This is a genomic window from Bradyrhizobium sp. BTAi1 (assembly GCF_000015165.1).
In the GTDB taxonomy this organism is placed as follows: domain Bacteria; phylum Pseudomonadota; class Alphaproteobacteria; order Rhizobiales; family Xanthobacteraceae; genus Bradyrhizobium; species Bradyrhizobium denitrificans.
In genome coordinates this window covers 5,600,331-5,616,365 of sequence record NC_009485.1, presented here as the reverse complement: position 1 = coordinate 5,616,365, position 16,035 = coordinate 5,600,331, and the positions used below count along the sequence as shown (strand labels likewise).

At 66.8% G+C, this 16,035-nt stretch carries 17 protein-coding genes; 10 read left to right on the top strand and 7 right to left on the bottom strand.

Going from position 1 to position 16,035, the window contains the following annotated elements:
* Nucleotides 1–238 precede the first annotated feature (238 nt).
* Genes grxD through BBTA_RS25190 form a run of 3 tightly spaced genes read left to right on the top strand, consistent with a single transcriptional unit; the run spans nucleotide 239 to nucleotide 2,379 of the window.
* Nucleotides 239–577, top strand: coding sequence for a Grx4 family monothiol glutaredoxin (grxD, locus tag BBTA_RS25200; protein ID WP_008961081.1), 339 nt, complete (start codon nucleotides 239–241; stop codon nucleotides 575–577).
* The gene (locus BBTA_RS25195; RefSeq protein WP_012045331.1) at nucleotides 574–1,134 is read left to right on the top strand and encodes an O-acetyl-ADP-ribose deacetylase; all 561 of its coding nucleotides are present in this window, start codon (nucleotides 574–576) and stop codon (nucleotides 1,132–1,134) included. The genes grxD and BBTA_RS25195 overlap by 4 nt, the downstream gene beginning before the upstream one ends.
* Entirely contained in the window at nucleotides 1,135–2,379 is a 1,245-nt protein-coding gene (locus tag BBTA_RS25190) for a serine hydrolase (protein WP_012045330.1), read from the top strand.
* A gap of 31 nt (nucleotides 2,380–2,410) precedes the next feature.
* Here BBTA_RS25190 and BBTA_RS25185 read toward each other — a convergent pair whose 3' ends face one another.
* The 7 genes from BBTA_RS25185 to murI form a co-directional block, all read right to left on the bottom strand.
* Nucleotides 2,411–3,478: a low specificity L-threonine aldolase gene (locus BBTA_RS25185; protein WP_012045329.1), complete on the bottom strand. Its 1,068-nt coding sequence runs from the start codon at nucleotides 3,476–3,478 to the stop codon at nucleotides 2,411–2,413.
* A 77-nt stretch (nucleotides 3,479–3,555) separates the two neighbouring features.
* On the bottom strand, nucleotides 3,556–4,083 hold the full coding sequence (locus tag BBTA_RS25180) for a hypothetical protein (protein WP_041750881.1): 528 nt from the start codon (nucleotides 4,081–4,083) through the stop codon (nucleotides 3,556–3,558).
* 200 nt (nucleotides 4,084–4,283) lie between these two features.
* Nucleotides 4,284–4,901, bottom strand: coding sequence for a 30S ribosomal protein S4 (gene rpsD, locus BBTA_RS25175; protein ID WP_012045327.1), 618 nt, complete (start codon nucleotides 4,899–4,901; stop codon nucleotides 4,284–4,286).
* 217 nt (nucleotides 4,902–5,118) lie between these two features.
* Nucleotides 5,119–5,934, bottom strand: a complete 816-nt coding sequence (locus tag BBTA_RS25170) for a hypothetical protein (protein ID WP_012045326.1) — start codon at nucleotides 5,932–5,934, stop codon at nucleotides 5,119–5,121.
* Nucleotides 5,935–6,032: 98 nt separating this feature from the next.
* The gene (locus BBTA_RS25165; RefSeq protein ID WP_041750880.1) at nucleotides 6,033–6,419 is read right to left on the bottom strand and encodes a cupin domain-containing protein; all 387 of its coding nucleotides are present in this window, start codon (nucleotides 6,417–6,419) and stop codon (nucleotides 6,033–6,035) included.
* A gap of 62 nt (nucleotides 6,420–6,481) precedes the next feature.
* A complete protein-coding gene (locus BBTA_RS25160; RefSeq protein WP_012045324.1) occupies nucleotides 6,482–7,255 on the bottom strand; it encodes an HpcH/HpaI aldolase/citrate lyase family protein in 774 nt (257 codons plus the stop codon).
* Nucleotides 7,256–7,268: 13 nt separating this feature from the next.
* Complete coding sequence (gene murI, locus BBTA_RS25155) at nucleotides 7,269–8,066, bottom strand: glutamate racemase (protein WP_012045323.1); 798 nt, start codon at nucleotides 8,064–8,066, stop codon at nucleotides 7,269–7,271.
* A 1,290-nt stretch (nucleotides 8,067–9,356) separates the two neighbouring features.
* On the opposite strand from murI, the gene BBTA_RS25150 reads away from it, so the two are divergent.
* The 7 genes from BBTA_RS25150 to BBTA_RS25120 all read left to right on the top strand — a co-directional run bounded on the left by BBTA_RS25150 (nucleotide 9,357) and on the right by BBTA_RS25120 (nucleotide 16,034).
* Nucleotides 9,357–10,028 (top strand): transposase, encoded by a 672-nt coding sequence (locus BBTA_RS25150; RefSeq protein ID WP_012045322.1) that lies wholly within the window; start codon nucleotides 9,357–9,359, stop codon nucleotides 10,026–10,028.
* Nucleotides 10,029–10,209: 181 nt separating this feature from the next.
* A complete protein-coding gene (locus tag BBTA_RS25145; RefSeq protein ID WP_012045321.1) occupies nucleotides 10,210–10,611 on the top strand; it encodes a thiol-disulfide oxidoreductase DCC family protein in 402 nt (133 codons plus the stop codon).
* 118 nt (nucleotides 10,612–10,729) lie between these two features.
* Nucleotides 10,730–11,149: a CopG family transcriptional regulator gene (locus BBTA_RS25140; RefSeq protein WP_041751609.1), complete on the top strand. Its 420-nt coding sequence runs from the start codon at nucleotides 10,730–10,732 to the stop codon at nucleotides 11,147–11,149.
* Nucleotides 11,150–11,153: 4 nt separating this feature from the next.
* Nucleotides 11,154–12,389: a PHB depolymerase family esterase gene (locus BBTA_RS25135; RefSeq protein ID WP_012045319.1), complete on the top strand. Its 1,236-nt coding sequence runs from the start codon at nucleotides 11,154–11,156 to the stop codon at nucleotides 12,387–12,389.
* A gap of 85 nt (nucleotides 12,390–12,474) precedes the next feature.
* Nucleotides 12,475–12,753 carry a hypothetical protein gene (locus BBTA_RS25130; protein ID WP_012045318.1) on the top strand — a complete coding sequence of 93 codons (279 nt, stop codon included), beginning with the start codon at nucleotides 12,475–12,477 and terminating at the stop codon, nucleotides 12,751–12,753.
* Between the two features lie 159 nt (nucleotides 12,754–12,912).
* A complete protein-coding gene (locus tag BBTA_RS25125; protein WP_012045317.1) occupies nucleotides 12,913–13,674 on the top strand; it encodes an ABC transporter ATP-binding protein in 762 nt (253 codons plus the stop codon).
* Nucleotides 13,668–16,034, top strand: coding sequence for an ABC transporter permease (locus BBTA_RS25120; protein WP_012045316.1), 2,367 nt, complete (start codon nucleotides 13,668–13,670; stop codon nucleotides 16,032–16,034). The genes BBTA_RS25125 and BBTA_RS25120 overlap by 7 nt, the downstream gene beginning before the upstream one ends.
* Nucleotide 16,035: the final 1 nt, after the last annotated feature.

Below are 16,035 nucleotides of genomic sequence, written 5' to 3'. Positions count from 1 at the left end.
TAAATGGGGGCTTGGTTACGGGATGAAACCCTCGCGGCGGCTATAATATTGCTGCCGTCAGCCCATGGCGGGGCGGGGGCTGGCCTTGGGGTGGTTGATCCTCGGCATTTTACTATGGCTGAACAACGGTTTGCGCTACATATAGGGGAGTGGCCTGTCAGCCGGGACGGAATGCGTCCCTGGTGCAGGACGGCACCGAGCCCCAGGCGTTCCTTGAGGCGCCCTAGAGGAAGCGAAGATGAGCATTGAGCAATTCATTGACAACGAAGTGAAGTCGAACGACGTCGTCCTGTTCATGAAGGGGACGCCGCAATTTCCGCAGTGCGGATTTTCCGGCCAAGTCGTCCAGATTCTCGATCATGTCGGCGTCGGCTATAAGGGCCTGAACGTGCTGGAATCCGCCGAGCTCCGCAACGGCATCAAGACGTTCTCCAACTGGCCGACCATCCCCCAGCTCTATGTGAAGGGTGAGTTCATCGGCGGTTGCGACATCGTGCGCGAGATGTTCCAGAGCGGCGAGCTGCAACAGCTGTTCACCGACAAGGGCATTCCGGTCGGCACGGCAGCCTCGGCCTGAGCTATCCAGTCCGAAAGATCGGCGCGACCCGGTTCGAGGTCATCACAGCCGACATCACCAAGCTCGGCGTTGACGCCATCGTCAACGCCGCGAACTCGTCGTTGCTCGGCGGTGGCGGCGTCGATGGCGCAATCCATCGCGCGGCGGGGCCGGAGCTCGTCATGGAATGCCGCATGCTCCATGGCTGCAGGACCGGCGAGGCCAAGATCACCCGGGGCTACCGGTTGCCGGCCCGCCACGTGATCCATACGGTGGGTCCGGTGTGGCAGGGCGGCGAGCGCGGCGAGCCGGAATTGCTGGCGTCGTGCTATCGTCGCTCGATCGAGCTGTGCCACAAGCATTTGCTGGACTCCGTCGCGTTTCCCGCGATCTCGACCGGAATCTTCCGCTTCCCCGCCGATCTTGCCGCCTCGATCGCGGTATCGACCGCGGTCGATGCGACCCGCGAGGAGACGTCGCTGTCGCAGATCGTGTTCTGCTGCTTCTCCGAACAGAGTGCCGAGCTGCACGACCAGGCGTTGAGCGAGGCCATCATCGACCGCGGCCACGCGACGTGAATGCGGCCGATCGCTGACGAACCCGCTTGCAAGATCCGGCTGCTCTCGCGCCGCGCGCTGCTCGGTGGGCTTGTCGCGGCGCCGATGCTGCCGGTCCTGGCGCGGACGGGCGGGGCCTCGCGCCAGCTCGATCGGGCGCGGCTCGATCGCGTTTCCGACTATTTCCGAAACGAGGTCTCCTCCGGCAACATTCCCGGCGCGGTCGTTCTGGTGCAGCAGCACGCCGCTCCGGCGTTACTGCAGAGCTTCGGCTTGCGCGATCCCGCGACCCGCGCGCCGATGACGGCGGATGCGATCTTTCGCATCTACTCGATGACCAAGCCGGTCACGTCGGTGGCGGCGATGATGTTGGTCGATGACGGCAGGCTCAGCCTGAATGACCCGCTGTCGAAGTTCATCCCTGCCTTTGCCGAGACGACGGTCGAGGGGGCGCCGCTGGCGCGCCCGATCACCATTCTCGATCTGCTGCGTCACACCTCGGGCATCACCTACGGGTTCTATGGCGAGACGGCGGTGCGCCGACTCTATGCCAATGCGCATCTGTTCGATGGCGACATCGACAACGCCGCCTTCGTCGCACGCCTCGCCAGGCTGCCGCTCGCCGAACAGCCCGGCACGTTGTGGGACTACGGCCACTCGACCGACGTGCTCGGGCGGGTGATCGAAATCGTCTCCGGCCGCTCGCTGTTTCAGTTCGAGACCGAGCGGCTGCTTGGGCCGCTCGGCATGCGCGAGACCGCGTTCGTCCTCGCCGACCCGAGCCAGCGCAGCCGCGTTGCCGAGCCGTCGCCGCGCGATTGGTTCGATCGGCCGATTGCCGGCCTCGACGATCCCATTCGGCCGCGGCGCTGGGAGTCCGGCGGAGCGGGCATGATCGGCACCATCTCCGACTATGCGCGGTTTGCGCAGATGCTGCTGAATGGCGGCGCGCTCGACGGCAAGCTCTATCTGAAGCCCGAGACCGTCGCGTTGATGGCGCAGGATCATGTCCTGGCGGCGGGAATTCGTCGTGATGATCTTTACTTTCCGGGCGCGGAGAGCGGTTTCGGTCTGGGATTCTCGGTGCGCCTTGTTGAGAAGCCGCCGCGGCCGCGAGGCGAATATGGCTGGGACGGCGTCGGCGGAACGTTCTTCTTCATCGATCCCGCCGACGATCTGTTCGTCATCGTCATGATGCAGGCGCCGTCGCAGCGGGGCCGCATCGCCAACGAGGTGCGGCAGCTGGTCTACGAGGCTCTGACGTAGCCCAGGTGAGCGGAGCGTCCCCCGGGCTCCTTCATGCCCCGCGCACGATCTCCCTGACATGGCCGATCGTTTCCTCGATCATGGCGGCTGAGACGTCGAGATGGGTGCAGGCGCGGATGCGGCCGTCCATCATCGCGAGCAGCACGCCGCGCCGGCGCAAGTCACTCACCATCCTGTCGCCGGAGACGCCGGCGCCGTCGGGCCTGAAGAATACGAGATTGGTCTCGGGCTCCTGCACCTCGATGCCCTGGATCTGCGCCAGCCCGCGCGCCAGCGCGCGCGCATTGGCGTGATCCTCGGCCAGCCGGTCAACGTGATGATCGAGCGCGTGGATGCAGGCGGCTGCGATTACCCCGGCCTGGCGCATCGCGCCGCCGAGCCGCTGCTTCCAGCGCCAGACCTCGTCGATGAAGGCGGCGCTGCCGGCGAGCACGCCGCCGATGGGGGCGCCCAAACCCTTGGAGAAATCGATCCAGGCCGAATCCCAGCCTGCGGTCATCTCGGCCGCCGGAATGCCGGTGGCGACGGTGGCATTGAGCAGCCGCGCGCCATCCATATGCGTCGCCATGCCATTCGCCTTGGCGATCGCGACGATCTCGTCGAGTGCGGCCTTCTTCCAGATCGTCCCGCCGCCGATATTGGCGGTCTGCTCGACGCTGACCACGGTCTGCGGCGGCTGATAGCGCGAGCGCGGATGCAGCGCGGCGCGGAACGTCTCCGGCGTGAACTGGCCGTCCGGTCCTTTCAGCTGCGTCACCTGGAAGCCGCCGAGCGCGGCATGCGCGCCGCCTTCGCGCGAGATGATATGAGCGGTCTCATGCGCCAGGATCTCGTCGCCGGGCCGGCAATGCACCAGCGTCGCGGCGACGTTGCACATGGTGCCCGACGGCATCAGCACAGCGGCCTCCTTGCCGAGCAGCGTGGCGACCCGCCCGCACAATTCATGCACGGTCGGATCGTCGCCGATCTGCTCATCGCCGACCTCGGCCCGCGCCATCGCCGCGCGCATCGCGGCGGTGGGGCGGGTCTGCGTGTCGGACAACAGGTTGACGCGCACGGGCGGCGCCTTGGGATCGCGCGGGGGCGGGGTGTAGTACATCGGCAGTCCTCGTTCGGCTTTCAGACTGCGACCTTACCCAACTCGTGCCCTCCCGGCAAAACGCGCCGCCATCCCGGTCATGCTGCGAGCCAGATATCCGGCCGCAGCGGCCTGGAGATATCGATGGGCTTGGTCACCAGCAGCGGCGCCTTCGCACAATCGAACACCCAGGACTCCAGCGGGCTGCGTCGGGACGGTGAAAGAAGCAGAGCGGCGCCCGGCCGCTGCCGCTTGATGTTCCAGCCCATGTTCACCGCGGCCCAGCCGACCAGCATGGTCTGCCAGTCGTCGGGCTGGTCGTGGGCCTCATCGAAACAATGGAGAAGCTCGAGCGCGAACGGATCATAGCCGAGTTGCGCGTCGGCAAAGGTGAGCCCGGTGCCGAGATGGCGGATCACATGGGCTGTCGCATCGGACTGGACGTGCCAGCAGGAGCGTTCAAGAATGTCGAAGACGGTCGAAGGATAGACGCCGTCGTTGAACCGGTAGCGGATCCCCGACGGCCGTGCGCGTAACGGTGGCGAACGCAACGGCGGAAGAGCCGGAGCGCCGACCGCATCGGTCGGCAATGCGCCGAAGATGATAGTGCGCCTGTTGAACTCCATGGCGAACGCCCCGCTACTTTACAACTGGCGACAGTGAATCACGGGACGGCGGAGCTGTCAGCCCAGGGTGAGGCGAATTCGTGGCAAGTGTGGCATTCGGGAATCTGTTCGCCTCATCCGAAATTCCAAAAGACAAAGGCCCCGGCGCGTGCCAGGGCCTTCGGAATATCAGATGTGATCGGACCTGGGTCCGGTCAAGATCAGCGCGAGTAGAACTCGACGATCAGATGCGGCTCCATCTGCACCGCGAACGGCACGTCCGACAGCGCCGGGATGCGGATGAACTTCGCGGTCATCTTGGAGTGATCGGCCTCGATATAGTCGGGCACGTCACGCTCGGCGAGCTGGGTGGCTTCGAGCACGATGGCGAGCTGCTTCGAGGCTTCCTTGACCTCGATCACGTCGCCCGGCTTGACCTGGTAGCTCGCGATGTTGACCTTGCGGCCGTTCACCTTGATGTGGCCGTGGTTGATGAACTGGCGCGCGGCGAACATGGTCGAGACGAACTTGGCGCGGAACACCACGGTGTCGAGACGGCGCTCGAGAATGCCGATCAGGTTCTCGCCGGTGTCACCCTTCAAGCGGCCGGCCTCGACATAGATGCCGTGGAACTGGCGCTCGGAGATGTTGGCGTAATAACCCTTCAGCTTCTGCTTGGCGCGCAGCTGCACGCCGAAATCGGAGAGCTTGCCCTTGCGGCGCTGGCCGTGCTGGCCGGGGCCGTATTCGCGGCGGTTCACGGGGCTCTTCGGGCGGCCCCAGATATTCTGGCCCATGCGGCGATCGATCTTGTACTTCGCCTCACTGCGCTTAGTCATCGCGTCCTCTTCAAGTCTTGCGTTCGGGTTTGAGGAAACGCGCCCTCCTGTGTGTCCGGGAACCCCGGTCCACCGACAGGCCGATCCCCAAAGCGTGAGGAGACGAGGCCACGGGTCGCGAAACGCAACGCGGGCCGAAAGCGGCCCGCGAGCAGGGCGGTTCTTAAGGGAGAAACCGCTGACTTGTCAAACCTTAACCGCCGCGCCGGCCGGTAAATCACCGCTCCGGCGCCTGCGGGACGGCGATTTTCTCCCGCGCGGCGGTGCAATTCCGGCCAGCGTCCGCTGCTCCGCGGCCGGCCGCCCTCAGCTCGGCCGCGAGCTCGCCGTTCAGCACCTGGGCGAGCCGGATGGCCGTCCTGGCGATCATGGCCCCATCGGTGACGCGGTGGTCCCAGCGGATCAGGAGGCGGATCGTCTGATCCGGCTGGACGAGGTCGAAATTGATGATGAACGGCCCCGGGCTCAGCGCCAGCAGCTCACCGCCGCCACAGGCGGCGACGCTGGTCACGGAGAAATTGCCGAACCAATTGGCCCGTTGCCGGCCGAAACTGAGCCCTACCCACCAGGCGAAGCGGCGCAGCGGCAGCGGTAACCGGGTCGCCCGCATGATTTTGCGGAACATCGGGACGTCGCCGAGCGGCGCCTCCTTGCCCTGCCGGATCATGGCATCGATCTCGGCCAGGGTCATGTTTTCCGGTCCGGCGATGCGCTGCGGCAGCACGCAATCCTCGCCATTCTCGACCCGGGCGATGGTCACGGTCGCGACGCTGCGCGGCAGCTCGTAGAAGCAGGGCCACGGCCATTTGACATAGAGCGTGCGCAGCACCGGCTCGTCGCGGGCGACCAGCGCGAAGGCCTTGACGAACAGCGCGGCGAAGCCGGGCGGGCAGGCGGTCGCGGCCCGCGCGTCCAGCAGAGGGCCGATAGCAATCGAGCGGGACAGCGACACGAAGGGCACGTCGCGCGAGGCACGCATCAGATCGATGATCAGACGGCGGTGCAGGGAAATCGGCCTGGTTGTTCCGCGCATCCTGAACCCGTCACTCCCGATCCGTATTTTGTGGCCTGTCCGTCGCCCCGGCGGCGGCTGCTGTTAGCACCTAGCGACGGGGCAACGAAAGCCCTCGCCTATGGCGCGGGCGAGGCGAGCGGCCTGGTCTTGTCGACGACGTAAACACCGAGCACTTTCAGGCCCTTGTCGCCATGAACCTTGGCGTCATGGACCACGCCCGCGGGAATCTGGAACGAATCACCCGGTTTCAGGCGTCGGTCCGGCTGTCCCTCGACGATCAGATCCGCCTCGCCCTCCAGGATATAGGCGGTCTCGACGCCCGGATGGGTATGCCGGCCCGCGGCGCCGCCGGCCGCCACCTCGGCGATCGCCTGGACGATGGTATAACCGTCCGGAAAATCGGTCTTCTGCAGCAGCGTGCGCTTGATCGCCGGCTGCTGGGCCAGCGCCGCGCCAAGTCCGAACACGGTCAGCGACAGGCCGAAAATCGTCTTTTTCATCATGGTCTTCTCCCCAAATGTTGTTTTTCGTTGGAAAGTTGAGGCGCGCCGCAGACGGCACCGAATCAGCGTTTGATCCCTTCGAAGCTTGCGGCAATGCCGCGCTGGAACAAGGACCAGTCGAAACCCAGCGCCAGCGCCACATAGCCGCGTTCGATCATCGCATTGGCCTGCTCGGCCGAGCGCGCCGCGCCGCCGATCGGCACGCCGGATTTGAGGATGCCGGCCTCGGCACGGGCGATCAGGGATGTCACTGCGGGATCATCGAGCTGGCCGCGCTTGTTGATCGAGGTGGCCAAGTCGCCGGGGCCGATCACCGCGATGTCGATGCCGGGCGTGGCCATGATCTCGTCGATGCGCTCGACGGCCTCGACATGCTCGATCGTCACCATGCAGACCATGTCGTCATCGGCGGTCGCCATGTACTCGGCCATCGACACGTTCCAGTGGAACGGCGCGTGGAACGGTCCCCACAGCCGGTCGCCGCGGGGCGGATAGCGCACGCTGCGCACCGCCTTCTCGGCCTCTGTGCGGCTGGAGATCATCGGGAAGTTGATGCCGAGGGCGCCGAGATCCATCGGCGCTTTCGCCAGATGCGGCTCGTTGGCCGCGATGCGCACCAGGGGGACGCAGGGTGTGCCCGATGTGGCCGTGATCATCGCATGCGCGGTGGAAAGATCGATCGGCCCGTGCTCGAGGTCGACGATGATCCAGTCGAGCTGCTGCGCCATGATGCGCACGGTCTGAATGCTCGGGATGGTGGCGATCGCGCCGAAGGTGGGTCTCTTGTCGCGCCAGGCCTGTTTGAGGCGGTTGAGCGGTTTGGGCGTCGCAGACATCGCAAGGTCTCCGTCAGGCCGGCACGCGGCCGCCGAAATAGGACGTCAGCGCCTGGCTGAGTTGATGCGGCTTTTGCGAGGTGAAGATCATGGTGGCGCCGCAATCGCCGGCGCTCGCGGTCGCCGGCCCCAGCAGATCCACGACACGGCGCGCGATGGCCGGCGCCGGGTCGATCCAGGCGACCGGCCATGGCGCCAGCCGTTCAAGGCGATCGAGCAGCAGCGGATAATGCGTGCAGGCGAGTACGACCGTGTCGGTGCGGCCTGCGGGATCGGTGGCATCGCCGACGAAGCAGGGCGCGATCTCGGCCGCGATGGCCGCGTCGCTGACGCTGGTTCCGCTGAGCGCCGCTTCGGCCAGCGAGGCCAGCTCCGGCGAGCCGACCAGGGTGACGGCGCAGCCTTGCGCAAAGTCGCGGATGAGGGCGTGGGTGTATTCGCGCTGCACGGTCGCCTTGGTGCCGAGCACCGACACGCGTTTGGTCCGCGACTGCGCGCAGGCCGGCTTGATCGCCGGCACCGTGCCGACGAACGGCGTGGCGTAAGCGGCGCGCAGCGGCGCCAGCGTCTGCACCGACGCGGTGTTGCAGGCGATCACGATCAGGTCCGGCCGATGTCCGGCGATCAACTCGCCCATCAGCGGCACCACGCGGGCGATCAGCGCCTCCTGGCTGTGATGGCCGTAGGGAAAGAACGCGTCGTCGGCGACATAGACGTAATGCGCATCCGGGCGGGCGCGCACCACCTCGCGCAGCACGGAAAGGCCGCCGAGGCCGGAGTCGAAGACGAGAATCGTAGGGCGGTTTGTCACGTCGCAAGTGTACCGGATCGGGGAGGGTGGTTCAGTCGGTTTTTCTGCGGGGTTGGGCAGGAGTGAGGCGTCTCGGTGTGTTCCGATGGCGGGAGTAAAGGTTCAAGCATACATCCGTGAGCCCCCCGCAGCCCCCAAACATTCGGTGTCATCCCGGCGCACGCCGGAATCCATAACCACCGTCTTGCATGGGGCGAAGGCTGCATGCTCCATCATGCCTCACACGACCGCCGCGGAGTCCGGGTCCCGGGTCGGCGCCGCGCCGCTGCGCGGCGTCGCGGCTTGCCGGGACGACGACAGTAGAGAGGGGCGCCATTGCGAGCGAAGCAATCCAGAGTCCCGCGACGACGCTGGATTGCTTCGTCGCTGCGCTCCTCGCAATGACGGTGGTGAAACATGCGTTCTCATCCTCGCACCCGCTTTCGCGTCCGAGTGTTGCTCATCTGATCGCCCTCTCGAGAATGAGGGCGCGGGGAAGGCCGGGTGCCGGTCGGCACCCATGGCCCGCCTGCAGCAGAAAAAGCAGGCGGCAGTCACCACAGGTACGGGCCGGATCATCCGGCCTTCCCCGCGCGATGGTTGGAACGGCTTATACGTGCTCTCCCCGGGGACCGGCGTTTTGCCCCCGTCGCCCGCGCGCTCGTCGAACGTGGCAGCGCGAACTTGGTCTCAGCACCGGGAGACCAGGACCACACGATTTCGCCGTGCGTATCGGATCGTTCGTCGGCATGATCGCTCACGCTGCAACCCGACACGCCCACCGCATCCCGCACCCCACGCTCGTGACGATCGCGATGCGCCCCTCAAGTGAGGCGGGATGGCGAGATCATAGCATTGATTTCCGAAAAACAGAAGGTGTATAATTCGGATTTTCGGTTGGGGTCTGCTGATCGCGCCGGCCCTGCGGGCGGCCCGTGCAGGGGACGGGCAATCGCATATGGCGATTCTTGGTTCGCGCTCGTCTGCTTCCCCGCCGTCATGGCCGGGCTTGTCCCGGCCATCCACGTCGGTTTGGCGTGGAAAGAAAGCGTGGATGCCCGGGTCAAGCCCGGGCATGATGCAGTAACTCATTGTCGGGCTCCCTCGGAGCGCGCCGATGTCTGCTCATATCCGACAGCCCTGCTGGAAGGGGTAGGCGGATCGCGAGGGGAGGTCGTCAGGGGGCCGTCGCTCCGATAACAATAGTATTAACTAATTAATTAGTGGCGGCTATTTATTCGGCATGATCCAGGTATTACGGTGACAGTGCATTTAATTTGACATCCGTCGCCCGAACGCGCAGGATGGCACATGGCCCGCCTTGCCCGTGTCGTCGTCCCCGGTCTGCCGCATCATGTCACCCAGCGCGGCAATGGTCGCGCACGCACCTTTTTCGGTGACGACGATTACGCGCTCTATCGTGACCTGCTTGCGACCCATTGCCAGGCGGCCGACGTTGCGGTGTGGGCGTGGTGCCTGATGCCGAACCATGTGCATCTGATCCTGGTGCCGTCGGATGCCGATGGCCTGCGTCGGGCGCTGGCGCGGGTGCATCGTGTCTATGCCGGAATCATCCAGGCGCGCCGCAAGCGCAGAGGGCATTTCTGGCAGGGGCGGTTCGGCGCGGTGGCGATGGACGAGGCGCATCTGGCGGCGGCGCTGCGCTATGTCAGCCTCAACCCGGTGCGGGCGCGGCTGGTGACACGCGCCCAGGACTGGGCGTGGTCGAGCACGCGCGCGCATCTGCGCGGGCGCGACGACGGCGTCACCGCGCGTGAGCCTGTCAAGACGATGTTTCCGGACATGGTCGGCCTCCTGAGCCGCGCGCCCGAGGATGAGGAGGAGCTGTTCGCCCGCCTGCGCGCCGCCGAGAGCATCGGCCGTCCGATCGGCAGCGACCGTTTCCTCACCCGAATCGAGAAAATGACCGGGCGCGTGCTCAAGCCGGCCAAACGCGGGCCGAAGCCGGCAGCGGAGGATTGAGCGGAGACAGGCCGCGCAACGAGACTTGCGCAGTTCTGTGCACTGTCTCCGTAAACTTGCACCGTAACAACCCGTAATAGCGCCGAGATCAACACGATCCCGGGAGCACGCAGACCCAAACCGGTCCGCGAAACGTATCCGACTTAAGGGCTGAGATCGGCCGTTCCCGAAGGAGATCCGGATGGAGCCGGAGCGCGCGACGTCGACCGTTTATTATGACGGATCCTGCCCGCTGTGCAGGGCGGAGATCGGTTACTACAGCCGCACGGACCAGGACGGCGCGCTGTGCTTCGTCGACGTCTCCGCGGCGGGGGCCGCGCCTCCGGAGGGACTGACCCAGCGCGAGGCCATGGCGCGGTTCCATGTGCGCGCCGGTGACGGACGGCTGCTCTCGGGCGCGGAAGCATTCGTCGAGGTCTGGCGGCGGCTGCCGCGGTGGCGCTGGGCGGCGCGGCTGGCGTCGCTGCCGGGCGTGCTGGCGGTGCTGGAATTGGGCTACCGGCTGTTCCTTCCCGTGCGGCCGTTCATCTCCCGCGGCGTCGCGCGCCTCCAGCAGCGGGCCGCTGGCTCGGAACGCGGGTGACAGGGCGGGGGGAGGGGGCCAGCGCATGGAACGACACGCGCCGCTTGAATAAGTCTGAGGGACATCCATATACCATCCATGCACCATCCAGTGGGATGGCAAGATGGATGCCGTCACGATGCCCGATAACGTCCAGCCGCTCCGCGCCAAGGCGCCCGACACCGAGAAGATCACGGTCAATCTCGGCTATGTCGATCTCGGTCAGATCGACCTGATGGTGCAGGAGGGGTTCTATTCCAACCGCACCGATTTCATCCGCACCGCGATCCGCAACCAGCTCGACCGGCATGGCGACGTGGTCAAGCAGTCCACGCTGCGCCACAGCCTGGATCTCGGCCTGCGCAACTTCAGCCGCGCCGATCTCGAAGCGGCGCAGCGCGCCGGCCAGATGCTGCAGATCAACGTCCTGGGGCTCGCCACCATCGCCGCCGACGTCACGCCCGAACTGGCCCGCGCCACCATCGCCTCCGTCGCGGTGCTGGGCGCGCTCCATGCCACCCCCGCGGTCAAGGCCGCTCTCGCCGACAGAATGAGGTAGCGTCATGCTCGATCAGGATATCATGCGCGAAGCGACGCGACTGACGCGGGCCGGTCAACTCATCGAGGCCACGGCGCTGCTGCAGCGGATGCTGCGCGGCGCCGGCGCTCCGGCTGCGGCCTCGTCCGCGGCTGCGCGGCCGGCGCCAAGGCGGTTGTCGGCGCCGACCATCGACGGCGAGGCGACGCGTATCGGCGAGCGCGCGCGTTCTGCCGCGCCGGACGCGGCGGCGCAGGTGCGCACTGCGGAACGCACGGCAGCGCAAGACTCCGACATGCCATTGCGAGGCGCGTCCGCTTTGGCGCGCAAGCGCTTCGTCCGTCGTGACGGCCTTCGCGACCTCCCGGGCATCGGCTTGCGAGGTCCTGCTCTGCGCATGCCGGCCGCGCATGAGATCGCGCCGGAGGGCGCGCGCTTCATCCAACGCAGCTTCAGCAATGCGGCCGGGCACAGGTCCTACAAGCTGCTGATCCCGAGCAGGACGCACGGACATCCGTTGCCGCTGATCGTCATGCTGCATGGCTGCACGCAATCCCCCGACGATTTCGCCGCGGGCACGCGGATGAATTTTGCGGCCGAGGCGCAGGGCTGCTTCGTGGTCTATCCCGAGCAGCCGAGCGGCGCCAATCCGTCGAGATGCTGGAACTGGTTTCGTACCGGCGATCAGCAGCGCGACGGCGGCGAGCCGTCGCTGATCGCCGGCATCACGCGCCAGGTGATGCAGGACCATGCGATCGATCCCAAGCGCGTCTACGTCGCCGGCCTGTCGGCTGGAGGCGCTGCGGCTGCCATCATGGCCGCGACCTATCCCGACCTTTATGCAGCCGCCGGCATCCATTCGGGCCTCGCATGCGGCGCCGCGCGCGATCTGCCCTCGGCGCTGATGGCCATGCGTCAGGGCGGCGCCGCGCCGGCGGCCGCGCGCAGCGCGGTCGTGCCGACCATCGTCTTTCATGGCGACCGCGACACCACCGTGCATCCGGCCAATGGCGACCAGATCGCGCAATCCACCAATGGGCGCGGGACGGCGTCGGTCGCGCGCGGCCGCGTGCCCGGCGGCCATGCCTACACGCGCACGGTTCTGACCGACCGCGGACAGGTGACGTCGGAGCACTGGATCATCCATGGCGCCGCTCATGCCTGGTCCGGCGGCAGCCCGGCCGGCTCCTACACCGATCCGAACGGCCCGGACGCCACGCGCGAGATGCTCCGCTTCTTCCTCGCGCATGCGCGAGGCTGATGAAATCAGGGGCGCATGACGGTGATGCCGTACTGAATTGCGCCCGCCGCCAAGCAGCTCATTCACATCGAACGCCGGTGGTGCGATGCGCCGATTGCTGGATTGGTTGTTCCGAAATCGCCAGACCGGCGAGATCACGATCGCACAGATGCCGAACCCCGCGCTGTGGATCGTGCTGGTGGGAAGCGTTGTCAGCTGGGTCTGGCATCCGCCAGGGCGGATGGGTCTCAATCTGGACGGCCTGGTCAAGGCCAGCCTTGTCGTGTGGGCCGTCGACGAACTCTGTCGCGGCGTCAACCCGTGGCGACGCTGCCTCGGCGCGGCCTTGCTGGTCTATGTGATCGCAACCGTCGAATGGACATAGGGAGGCGTGAGTTCAAGCCTCGGCGCCGGGAATGCCGACCGCTTGACCTGCATCAACGGACATTGGCGCCTGCTGGCCGATGCTTGGTGATGTTGTCCGGTGTCACGGGAACATGCATGGGACGTTCGACGCGTGCCTTGCGGCAGGAACCACAGTTTGATGAGTCCCTCGATCATCAACGACATGAACGCTGCCGCGCGCTTCGAGGGGCCGGGCGTCTCGCCGGTGTTTCGCGCCCGCAAGCTCTCCAAGACCTACCGCATGGGCGAGGTCGAGGTGCATGCGTTGCGCGACGTTGATCTCGACATCATCGAGGGCGAATTCGTGGTGCTGCTCGGGCCCTCTGGTTCAGGCAAGTCGACGCTGCTGAACATCCTCGGTGGGCTCGACAGTCCGACGTCGGGCGACGCGCAATGGCGGGATCATCAGCTGGTCGGCGCCGGCGATGCCGAGCTGACGCGCTACCGGCGCGAGCATGTCGGCTTCGTGTTCCAGTTCTACAACCTGATCCCCAGCCTGACCGTGCTCGAAAATGTCCAGCTGGTCACCGAGATCGCCGACAGGCCGCTCGATCCGCTGGAGGTGTTGAAGCTCGTCGGCCTCGAGCGGCGGATCGACCATTTTCCTTCGCAACTGTCCGGCGGCGAGCAGCAACGGGTCGCGGTAGCCCGCGCCATCGTGAAGTCGCCTGACGTGCTGCTGTGTGACGAGCCGACCGGTGCGCTCGACTACGAGACCGGCAAAGTGGTGCTGGCCGCGATCGCGCGCGCCAACGAGCAACTCGGCACCACCACCATCGTCATCACCCACAATGCGGCGATCGCCGGGATGGCCGACCGCGTGCTGCGGCTCGGCGGCGGCCGCATCGTCGGCGAGACGCGCAATCCGCGGCGGCTCTCGGCCGAGGAGGTGACGTGGTGAGCCTGCTCAACCGCAAGCTCTGGCGCGATATCGGCGCCATGCGCGGGCAGGTGATCACCATCGCGCTGCTGGTTGCGGCGGGTGTCGCCGTGTTCGTCGGCTCGGTCTCCACCTATCAATCGCTGCGCGCCGGCTGCGAGCTGTTCTATGCAGAGGCGCGGTTTCCGCAGGTCTTCGTCACCTTGAAGCGCGCGCCGCTGACGCTGGTCGCCCGCCTCAACGCTGTCGCCGGCGTCCTGGCGGCTGAGCCGCGGATCGTGCGCGAGGTCATCGTTGACGCGCCCGCCGCGGCGCAGCCGGTGTCGGCGCGCCTCGTCTCGCTCAGCCGCGCCGGTGATGAGCCGCTGGCGCGGTTGCATCTGCGCCGCGGCACGGCGCCCGCGCCTGGCGACGCGCGCAGCGCCGCGGTCAACGAGGCCTTTGCGGATGCCAATGGCGTCAAGCCGGGCGACGAGATCCGCGTGCTGCTCAACGGCCGGCTGCAGGCGTTCCGGGTTTCCGGCATCGTGCTGTCGCCGGAATATGTCTATGCGGTGCGTCCGGGATTGCCGATCCCGGACGATCGCCTCTATGCGATCCTGTGGGTCGACCGCAGCGCGGCCGAGGCCGCCTTCGACATGAAGGGCGCGTTCAACGACGCGGTGGTCGCGCTGGCACCGGGGGCCGATGCACAGCCCGTCATCGAGGAGCTCGACCGGCTGCTCGAGCCCTATGGATCGATCGGCGCGATCGCGCGGCGCGACCAGCCGTCGAACCGGTTTCTCGAGGACGAGCTGAACCAGCAGAAGGTGATGTCGATCACCATTCCGATCATTTTCTTCGGCGTCGCCGCCTTCCTGCTCAACAGCGCGCTCGGGCGGCTGGTCGCCGCGCAGCGCGAGCAGATCGCAGCCCTGAAAGCGCTCGGCTTTCCGACCTCGGCCTTGACCCTGCATTACCTCGCGCTGATGCTGGTCATCGTGCTGATCGGATCGGCGCTCGGCATCGTCGGCGGCCTCGGCTTCGGCCAGGCCATGATCACGAGCTACCACGGCTTCTTTCGCCTGCCGGAGCTGCCGTTCCGGCTTGCGCCGTGGTCGATCCTTGCTGGCGTTGCGATCAGCACGGCGGCCGGGTCGCTCGGTGTCATCACGGCGCTGCAGGCGGTCGTCGGACTTGCGCCTGCGGAAGCGATGCGGCCGGCCGTCCCGATGGGGTTTCGCCGCTCCTGGATCGAGCGGATCATGCCCGGCGTGGCGCGCCGCGCACGGCGGATGATGATGCTGCGCAACGTCGCGGGGCGTCCGTTCCGCTCGCTGTTCACCGTCGTCGGTATCGCCTTCGCGGTGCCGATGATGGTGCTCGGAATCTTCTGGCGCGATGCGATCGGCGAGATGATCGAACTGCAGTTCAACCTGGTCGAGCGCGGCAACGCCTCCATCACCTTCCCGCATCCGGTGGATCGCGCGGTGTTGCGCGACCTGGCGCGACAGCCGGGCGTGCTCCTGGCCGAAGGTCAGCGTATCGTGCCGGTGCGGCTGCGCGCCGGCCAGCGCAGCTACCTGACCTCGGTGATCGGGTTGGCGGCGGCGGACGAGCTGCGCCGTCCGCATGATGCGGCGCGCCGCCCGATCGTGGCGGCGCCCGACGGCATCACGCTGACGCGGCGGCTCGCCGAGCGGCTGGCCTTGAGCGCGGGCGATCTCGTCACCGTGGAGGCGATGGAGGGCCGCCGGCGCCGCCGCGATGTGCCGGTGAGCGCCATCGTCGACGAGGCGATCGGGATGGCGTCCTACATGGACATCGACACGCTGAACCGCTTCACCGGTGAAGGCAAGGTCATCTCGGCCGCCAGCCTGCATGTCGATCCGGCGGCGCTGCCCGCGCTCGGCGCGCGGTTCAAGAATCTGCCGATGATCGAATCCGTCTCGATGAAGGCCTATGCCGTTGCATCCTTCATCGACAAGATCGCGGGCCTCGTCTTCGTCACCGCGGGAATCCTCACCGGCTTCGCTGCGATCATCACCGTCGGCGTGGTCTACAACAGCGCCCGCATCAGCCTGCAGGAGCGCGCCTGGGAGCTCGCCAGCCTGCGCGTGCTCGGCTTCACCCGCGGCGAGGTCGCCGGCATCCTGTTCGGTGAATTCGCGCTCGAGATCGCGCTGGGGATTCCGCTCGGCCTGTTGCTGTCACGCGGCATCATCGCGCTGATCGCGCGGCTGCATTCGAGCGAGAGCTTCCAGATTCCCGGCGTGATCGCGCCGCGGACGTACCTGATCGCGACAGCGGTGGTCTTGGCCAGCGCCGCGATCAGCGCCATCATCGTGCGCAGGAGGGTCGATCGGCTCGATCTGGTCGCCGCCCTCAAGACCAGGGAATGAG

Excerpts from the sequence above, each read along its gene's own strand:
- BBTA_RS25135 (WP_012045319.1), top strand. The coding sequence starts at position 11,154 with ATGCTCGATCAGGATATCATGCGCGAAGCGACGCGACTGACGCGGGCC.
- BBTA_RS25170 (WP_012045326.1), bottom strand. The coding sequence starts at position 5,934 with ATGCGCGGAACAACCAGGCCGATTTCCCTGCACCGCCGTCTGATCATC.
- grxD (WP_008961081.1), top strand. The coding sequence starts at position 239 with ATGAGCATTGAGCAATTCATTGACAACGAAGTGAAGTCGAACGACGTC.
- BBTA_RS25125 (WP_012045317.1), top strand. The coding sequence starts at position 12,913 with ATGAGTCCCTCGATCATCAACGACATGAACGCTGCCGCGCGCTTCGAG.
- BBTA_RS25180 (WP_041750881.1), bottom strand. The coding sequence starts at position 4,083 with ATGGAGTTCAACAGGCGCACTATCATCTTCGGCGCATTGCCGACCGAT.
- BBTA_RS25145 (WP_012045321.1), top strand. The coding sequence starts at position 10,210 with ATGGAGCCGGAGCGCGCGACGTCGACCGTTTATTATGACGGATCCTGC.
- BBTA_RS25140 (WP_041751609.1), top strand. The coding sequence starts at position 10,730 with ATGCCCGATAACGTCCAGCCGCTCCGCGCCAAGGCGCCCGACACCGAG.
- BBTA_RS25130 (WP_012045318.1), top strand. The coding sequence starts at position 12,475 with ATGCGCCGATTGCTGGATTGGTTGTTCCGAAATCGCCAGACCGGCGAG.
- BBTA_RS25160 (WP_012045324.1), bottom strand. The coding sequence starts at position 7,255 with ATGTCTGCGACGCCCAAACCGCTCAACCGCCTCAAACAGGCCTGGCGC.
- BBTA_RS25165 (WP_041750880.1), bottom strand. The coding sequence starts at position 6,419 with ATGATGAAAAAGACGATTTTCGGCCTGTCGCTGACCGTGTTCGGACTT.
- BBTA_RS25150 (WP_012045322.1), top strand. The coding sequence starts at position 9,357 with ATGGCCCGCCTTGCCCGTGTCGTCGTCCCCGGTCTGCCGCATCATGTC.
- BBTA_RS25185 (WP_012045329.1), bottom strand. The coding sequence starts at position 3,478 with ATGTACTACACCCCGCCCCCGCGCGATCCCAAGGCGCCGCCCGTGCGC.
- BBTA_RS25190 (WP_012045330.1), top strand. The coding sequence starts at position 1,135 with ATGCGGCCGATCGCTGACGAACCCGCTTGCAAGATCCGGCTGCTCTCG.
- rpsD (WP_012045327.1), bottom strand. The coding sequence starts at position 4,901 with ATGACTAAGCGCAGTGAGGCGAAGTACAAGATCGATCGCCGCATGGGC.